Origin of the sequence: Micromonospora sp. AMSO31t (assembly GCF_008868175.1) — a bacterium.
GTDB lineage: Bacteria > Actinomycetota > Actinomycetes > Mycobacteriales > Micromonosporaceae > Micromonospora.
This window is the reverse complement of record NZ_WBKT01000040.1, coordinates 35,312-42,431: the sequence shown is the minus strand read 5'-3', so window position 1 is coordinate 42,431 and position 7,120 is coordinate 35,312. Positions and strand designations below refer to the sequence as shown.

8 protein-coding genes are annotated in these 7,120 nt (G+C 75.4%); 6 read left to right on the top strand and 2 right to left on the bottom strand.

Annotated features, from left to right (window positions below):
- The 3 genes from hisI to F8274_RS12210 all read left to right on the top strand — a co-directional run.
- Nucleotides 1–383 (top strand): phosphoribosyl-AMP cyclohydrolase (hisI, locus tag F8274_RS12220; protein ID WP_151462415.1); only part of this gene is annotated, 383 nt, incomplete at its 5' end.
- Entirely contained in the window at nucleotides 380–1,933 is a 1,554-nt protein-coding gene (locus F8274_RS12215; protein WP_151462414.1) for an anthranilate synthase component I, read from the top strand. The genes hisI and F8274_RS12215, both read left to right, overlap by 4 nt.
- Nucleotides 1,930–2,493 carry a Trp biosynthesis-associated membrane protein gene (locus F8274_RS12210; RefSeq protein WP_151462413.1) on the top strand — a complete coding sequence of 188 codons (564 nt, stop codon included), beginning with the start codon at nucleotides 1,930–1,932 and terminating at the stop codon, nucleotides 2,491–2,493. The genes F8274_RS12215 and F8274_RS12210 overlap by 4 nt, the downstream gene beginning before the upstream one ends.
- Nucleotides 2,494–2,553: 60 nt before the next feature.
- Here the strand turns inward: F8274_RS12210 and F8274_RS12205 are convergent, their stop codons facing one another.
- A complete protein-coding gene (locus F8274_RS12205; protein WP_151462412.1) occupies nucleotides 2,554–2,829 on the bottom strand; it encodes a hypothetical protein in 276 nt (91 codons plus the stop codon).
- 490 nt (nucleotides 2,830–3,319) lie between these two features.
- Between F8274_RS12205 and trpC the strand changes: the two genes are divergently transcribed.
- Genes trpC through trpA form a run of 3 tightly spaced genes read left to right on the top strand, consistent with a single transcriptional unit; the run spans nucleotide 3,320 to nucleotide 6,203 of the window.
- Nucleotides 3,320–4,123 (top strand): indole-3-glycerol phosphate synthase TrpC, encoded by an 804-nt coding sequence (gene trpC, locus F8274_RS12200; RefSeq protein WP_192579804.1) that lies wholly within the window; start codon nucleotides 3,320–3,322, stop codon nucleotides 4,121–4,123.
- Nucleotides 4,124–4,162: 39 nt separating this feature from the next.
- Complete coding sequence (trpB, locus tag F8274_RS12195; RefSeq protein ID WP_151462410.1) at nucleotides 4,163–5,395, top strand: tryptophan synthase subunit beta; 1,233 nt, start codon at nucleotides 4,163–4,165, stop codon at nucleotides 5,393–5,395.
- 4 nt (nucleotides 5,396–5,399) lie between these two features.
- Nucleotides 5,400–6,203 (top strand): tryptophan synthase subunit alpha, encoded by an 804-nt coding sequence (gene trpA, locus F8274_RS12190; protein ID WP_151462409.1) that lies wholly within the window; start codon nucleotides 5,400–5,402, stop codon nucleotides 6,201–6,203.
- A 372-nt stretch (nucleotides 6,204–6,575) separates the two neighbouring features.
- Here trpA and F8274_RS12185 read toward each other — a convergent pair whose 3' ends face one another.
- Nucleotides 6,576–7,103, bottom strand: coding sequence for an NUDIX hydrolase (locus F8274_RS12185; protein ID WP_151462408.1), 528 nt, complete (start codon nucleotides 7,101–7,103; stop codon nucleotides 6,576–6,578).
- Nucleotides 7,104–7,120 lie beyond the last annotated feature (17 nt).

Genomic DNA, 7,120 nt, shown 5'->3' with positions numbered 1-7,120 from the left:
GGGGAGCGGCGCAGCCGGCCCGCCCCTCCCGGCTTGACCCGGCCATCGCGGCCCGGCTGCGCCGCTCCCCGGACGGCCTGGTGGCCGCGGTGGTCCGCGCGCACGACTCGGGTGAGGTGCTGATGGTCGCCTGGATGGACGACGAGGCGCTGCACCGCACCCTGACCACCGGCCGCGCCACCTACTGGTCGCGCAGCCGCCAGGAGTACTGGGTCAAGGGCGCCACCTCCGGCCACCACCAGTACGTCCGCTCGGTCGCCCTGGACTGCGACGGCGACGCGCTGCTGGTCAGCGTCGAGCAGGTCGGGGCGGCCTGCCACACCGGGCACCGCACCTGCTTCTTCACCGAGCTCCCGGTCAGCGCCCCGGAGGCCACCTCATGACCGACGGCACGGTCAGTCCGGACCAGGCCGCCTTCGCCGGCCTGGCGGCCCGCTGGCGGGTCGTGCCGGTCACCCGGCGGTTGCTCGCCGACGCGGAGACCCCGGTCGGCGTCTACCGCAAGCTGGCCGGCGGCCCCGGCACGTTCCTGCTGGAGTCCGCCGAGCAGGGCGTCGGCTCGGCCGGCATGGCCTGGTCGCGCTACTCCTTCATCGGGGTGCGCAGCAGCGCCACGCTGACCGAGCGGGACGGTGCGGCGGTCTGGGCCGGCGAGCCACCCGCCGGGGTGCCGGCCACCGGCGACCCGGTGGCCGCGCTCCGGGAGACCGTCGCCGCGCTGGCCGGCCCGGCCTGGGACCCGTCCAGCGGCATGCCGCCGCTCACCGGCGGCATGGTCGGCTATCTCGGGTACGACCTGGTCCGCCGCTTCGAGCGGCTGCCCGAGCTGACCGAGGACGAACTCGACGTGCCCGAGCTGGGCATGATGCTCGCCACCGACCTCGTGGTGCTCGACCACTACGACGGCTCGGCGATCCTGGTCGCCAACGCGGTGCTGCCCCCGCTCGACGCGCCGGACCGGGAGTCGCTGGTCGCCGCCGCGTACCACCACGCGGTGGGCCGGCTGGACGCCATGACCACCGCGCTGTCCCGACCGATCCCGCCCATGATCTCGACGGTCGCCCGACCCGGTGTCGGCGAGGTGGTCAGCCGCACCCCGGAGGGCGGCTACCCGAAGGCGGTGGAGGCGGCCAAGGAGGCGATCCGGGCCGGCGAGTGCTTCCAGATCGTGCTCAGCCAGCGCTTCGAGCGCCCCACCCACGCCGACCCGCTCGACGTCTACCGGGTGCTGCGCACCACGAACCCCAGCCCGTACATGTACCTGCTGCGCTTCGACGGCTTCGACATCGTCGGCTCCTCGCCGGAGGCCCATCTCAAGGTGAGCACCGGCGCGGACGGGGAGCGCCGGGCGCTGCTGCACCCGATCGCCGGCACCCGGCCGCGCGGCGGCTCACCCGAGGCGGACGCCCGGCTCGCCGCCGAGCTGCTCGCCGACCCGAAGGAGCGGGCCGAGCACGTCATGCTCGTCGACCTGGGCCGCAACGACCTGGGCCGGGTCTGCCGGCCGGGCACGGTCGAGGTGCCGGAGTTCGCCACCATCGAGCGGTACAGCCACGTCATGCACATCGTCTCCACGGTCGTCGGTGAGCTGCGCGACGACCGCACCGCCTTCGACGCGCTCGCCGCGACCTTCCCGGCCGGCACCCTCTCCGGCGCGCCCAAGGTCCGGGCCATGGAGATCATCGAGGAGCTGGAGCCGGTCCGGCGCGGCCTCTACGGCGGCACGGTCGGCTACTTCGGCTTCGGCGGCGACCTGGACATGGCCATCGCCATCCGCACCGCGCTGATCCGCGAGGGCCGCGCCTACGTGCAGGCGGGGGCGGGTGTCGTGGCGGATTCCGATCCCGCCGCCGAGGACCAGGAGACCCGCAGCAAGGCCGCGGCCGTGCTCGCCGCGATCGCCGCCGCCGAGACGCTGCGGCCCGCCCGATGAGCGGGTCGACGGGCGCGCCCGCCGCGCGGGGCCGGCGCGAGCTGACGTACGCCGTGCTGCTCTGCCTGGCCGGCGCGGGCCTGGCGTTCTGGGCGGTGACCCGGACCTGGTCGGTCGAGCTGACCGCCCGCGGCTCGCTGCCGCCCAGCCGGCATGCCCGCACCGGCGCGGAGCTGCTGCCCTGGGTGTCGGCGCTGGCCCTCGTCGGGCTGGCTGGCGGCGGCGCGGTGCTGGCCACCCGGGGGCGGGTCCGGCGGCTGCTGGGCGGCCTGCTGGCCCTGCTGGGGCTGGGTGTGGCTGCCGGTGGCGGCTACGGGCTGACCGAGTCCGGGGTGAGCCGGCAGTGGCCGGCGCTGGTGCTGGTGGGCGGGCTGGTCCTGCTGGCCGGCGGGCTGCTCACGGCGCTGCGCGGCGGCGACTGGCCCGCGATGGGCGCCCGCTACGAGCGGCGGCCGGGGCGGCCGGCGGAACCCGCGGGTGAGGACCGGCCGGCGGTCGAGCGTGGCACCCGGGACGCCTGGGAGGCGCTGGACCGGGGCGAGGACCCAACGGTCCGCTGACCGTCCGGCGCCCGTCCCGGCGCCGCCGCTCACCGGCTGCGGGTCGCGGCGCCCGCCGGGTCAGCTCACCGGCTGGGCGTCGCGCGCGTCCCGGCGCTCGCGGGCCGCGGCGCGGGCGGCGGCCAGCTCGGCCACCAGGCGGTCCAGCTCGCGGCGCTGCGCGGCGCGCGCCCGGTCGGCGCAGACCGCCTCCCAGGCGTTGCCCCGGGCGGTGCGCATCCGGCCGTCGCCGGCCATGGCGCGTTCCAGCGTGTGCACCACGCCGACGGCGAGCGACGCGACGCTCCGGGAGATGGTGGTGAAATCGAGGCTCTGGTTCGGCCCGTTGGCGCTCATGGTCACCCCGCACGAGATCGTTGGCGACGGTCGGCAGCCGCCTCATCGAGTCTGCCCGAGGAAGATGCTGCCGGGCTCACGTTTCGCCGCCGTGAAACGCCTGTCAACTCTGCGGCAACCGGCCCGACCTGGGCAGGGCCGTTCGGCCTTGAGCTTGCTCACAACATCGACAAGCCTCGCTCTCCTGCGCGGAGCGGGGCGTCGTGGTGAGATAGGTCATGGGTGGCGGTCGATATGGTGGCCGGGGGCGCGGGACGCGCCCGGGTGACGCCGGTCGATGGGCGCGATGGCGCTGCGTGACACCGCGTTCACCCGAAGTCGGCCATCATGCCACAGCCCATTTCGTGAGGAGCGCCATACCCCCGGGCACTTGCGTCCAGGTGGCGCCCCCTAGCATCGGCCCATGACACCCGGAGAGGGGAGTCCGTTGGTGACTGCTGAGCATGCGCACGCGGAGGGGGACGAGGCCGGTCCGGCGGCGTCCGTAAGCGTGCTCGACGAGATCCTGGCCGGCGTGCGCGAGGACGTGGCCCGGCGACAGGAACAGGTTCCGCTGGAGCGGATCCGCGAGCTGGCCGCCGCCGCGCCGCCGCCGCTGGACGCGTACGCGGCGCTGCGCCGGCCCGGCGTGGCGGTGATCGCCGAGGTGAAGCGCTCGTCGCCGTCCAAGGGGCGGCTGGCCGAGATCGCCGACCCCGCCGACCTGGCCGGCGACTACGCCGCCGGTGGCGCCCGCGCGATCAGCGTGCTCACCGAGGGTCGCTGGTTCGGCGGGTCGCTGGACGACCTGGCCGCGGTGCGTGCCGCGGTCAACGTGCCGGTGCTGCGCAAGGACTTCGTGGTCTCCAGCTACCAGGTGCACGAGGCCCGCGCGCACGGCGCCGACCTGGTGCTGCTGATCGTCGCCGCGCTGGAGCAGAACGTCCTGGTCGGTCTGCTGGAGCGGATCGAGTCGCTGGGCATGTGCGCGCTCGTCGAGGTGCACAACGAGGAGGAGGCCGACCGCGCCATGGAGGCCGGCGCGCAGGTGATCGGCGTCAACGCCCGTGACCTGCGTACCCTGGAGGTCGACCGCTCGGTGTTCGAGCGGATCGCCCCCGGCCTGCCGAGCAGCGTCGTCAAGATCGCCGAGTCCGGCGTGCGCGGCCCGCACGACCTCATCCGGTACGCCTCGGCGGGCGCCGACGCGGTCCTGGTCGGCGAGGGCCTGGTCACCCAGAAGAGCCCTCGCGAGGCGGTCGCCGAGCTGGTCAACGCCGGCAACCACCCGGCCACGCCCCGCCCGGTGCGCTGACCCCACCGGGCCCCGAGACGCAGCGAGAGGACTCCCGCGATGAGCACTGACGCCGCGGCCCCGGCCGGCCAGCTTCCCGACGCCGCCGGTCACTTCGGCCGGTTCGGTGGCCGCTTCGTCCCCGAGGCGCTGGTCGCGGCGCTCGACGAGCTGGACGCGGCGTACCGGAAGGCGATGACCGACGAGAGCTTCCTCGCCGAGTTCGACGCCCTGCTGCGCGACTACGCCGGCGCCCCCTCGCTGCTCTACGAGGCCCGGCGGCTCTCCGCCCAGATCGGCGCCCGGGTCCTGCTCAAGCGGGAGGACCTCAACCACACCGGCGCGCACAAGGTCCGCAACGTGCTCGGCCAGGCGCTGCTCACGAAGCGGATGGGCAAGCAGCGGGTGATCGCGGAGACCGGCGCCGGCCAGCACGGCGTCGCCACCGCCACCGCCGCCGCCCTGTTCGACCTCGAATGCGTGGTCTACATGGGCGAGGTGGACACCGAGCGGCAGGCGCTCAACGTCGCCCGGATGCGGATGCTCGGCGCCACCGTCGTCCCGGTCACCACGGGCTCGCGCACGCTCAAGGACGCGATGAACGAGGCGATGCGGGACTGGGTCGCCAATGTCGACAGCACCCACTACCTGATCGGCACCGCCGCGGGCCCGCACCCGTTCCCCGAGATGGTTCGGGACTTCGTCCGCGGCATCGGCGTCGAGGCCCGCCAGCAGTGCCTCGACCTCACCGGCGGGCTGCCGGACGCGGTCGCGGCCTGCGTGGGCGGCGGCTCCAACGCGCTCGGCATCTTCCACGCCTTCGTGCCCGACACCGGCGTGCGCCTCTACGGCTTCGAGGCCGGCGGCGAGGGCGTGGCGACCGGCCGGCACGCGGCCAGCATCACCGGCGGCTCGGCGGGCGTGCTGCACGGCACCCGGACGTACGTGCTGCAGAACTCCGACGGCCAGACGATCGAGTCGCACTCGATCTCGGCCGGCCTGGACTACCCGGGCGTCGGGCCGGAGCACGCCTGGCTGCACGACAGCGGGCGGGCCACCTACCTGCCCGTCGACGACGACGAGGCGATGGCCGCCTTCGAGCTGCTCTGCCGCACCGAGGGCATCATCCCGGCGATCGAGAGCTCGCACGCGCTCGCCGGCGCCCGGACGATCGCCCCGCAGCTGGCCGCCGAGCTGGGCCGGGAGCCGGTCATCGTGGTCAACCTCTCCGGCCGGGGGGACAAGGACGTGCACACCGCCGGCGCATACTTCGGCATCCTCGACAAGGAGTGAGAGCGTGAGCCGGATCGGGGTCGCCTTCGACAAGGCCCGGGCCGACGGGCGGGCCGTGCTGGTCGGCTGCATGCCGGCGGGCTTCCCGACCGTCGAGGGCAGCATCGCCGCGATGACCGCCATGGTCGAGGCCGGCGTCGACGTCATCGAGGTGGAGATCCCCTACTCCGACCCGGTGATGGACGGCCCGGTCATCCAGAAGGCCAGCGACATCGCCCTGGCCGGCGGCGTCCGCACCGCGGACACGCTGCGCATCATCGAGGCGGTGGCCGCGACCGGCGCGCCGGTGGTCACCATGACCTACTGGAACCCGATCGAGCAGTACGGCGTCGACGCGTTCGCCCGCGACCTGGCCGCCGCCGGGGGCACCGGCCTGATCACGCCGGACCTGATCCCCGACGAGGCCGGCGAGTGGCTGGCCGCCTCCGAGGCGCACGGCCTGGACCGGACGTTCCTGGTCTCCCCGTCCTCCACCGACGCGCGGCTGACGATGACCGTTGGGCACTGCCGCGGCTTCGTCTACGCCACGGCCATCATGGGCGTGACCGGCGCGCGGTCGCAGACCTCCGAGGCGGCCCCGGTCCTGGTGTCGCGGCTGCGCGAGGTCTCCGACCTGCCTGTCGGCGTCGGGCTGGGCGTGGGCACGGGCGCCCAGGCCGCCACCGTGGCCGGGTACGCCGACGCGGTGATCGTCGGCAGCGCGCTGGTCCGCTGCGTGCTCGACGCCCCCGACCAGGCGGCCGGCCTGACCGCCCTGCGCGCCCTGAGCGCCGAACTCGCCGAAGGCGTCCGCAACCCGGCCCGCTGACGGCCGCTGTTCCCTCGCTCCACGCCAGCTCGCCGACGTGGTGGCGTCCGGCGCTCGCCGATGCCGCCATCCCGCCGTTCTTGTGCGGAGCCATCGGTCCGGCCCGTGCGGGCGCCGTGCCTCGGTGATGGTGTGGGACTGCCTGTCGAGTTGAGTCGTTGGCGACAGCGCACCTCACCTCCGCCGCCCGGCCGCCGGGCAACGCGGGCTTGAGTCGTTTGCGTCATCAGCTCGACAGGCGCTCGCGGATCTACCCGGGGGTCGGCCTGCCCGGGACGTCCGCGATTCGTGCGGCGCGGTGGTCGCGGCCGGCGCCCCCGGCGCGCGTCGTTGTCCTGCACGACGGCTCCTCGCCTCCGCTCACGGGGAGCGTCAGCGCCGGGTGGTGCCCAGCTCGCCGCCGGACCGCTGTTCGGGCGGGGGCGCCGCCGCGCCGGCCGGCCCGGTGTCCTGGGTCGGGTCGCGGAGGACGCCGGAGCGACCGGCCAGGGCGTCGGCGACGGCGGCGCGGGTGGTCGGGGTGAGCGCCTCGGGCAGCGCGTCCGGCGCATGCCAGTCGAGGTGGCAGCCGCCCGCCGGGGTGCCGGCGGGCGTCGCGGCGAGTGTCCGGGCCCGGAACACGTGCACCAGCACGTCGGGCAGGGCGCCGCAGTGGCCGGCGGCGGGCGGGGACGCGGCGGGGTCGCCGAGCCGGTAGAGGCCGACCAGGTCGACCAGTTCGACCTCCCAGCCGGTCTCGGCGCGGATCTCGCGTCGCGCGGCGGCGGGCGGGCTCTCGTCGCGGCGCAGCCGCCCACCGGGCAGCGCCCAGCGACGCCCGCCGCCGGACTGCCGGCAGAGCAGCACCCGGCCGGAGGGGTCGGTGACGACCGCGGCGACCGCCCAGGTGAGCGCGCTCATGGACAAAGAGCCTACGG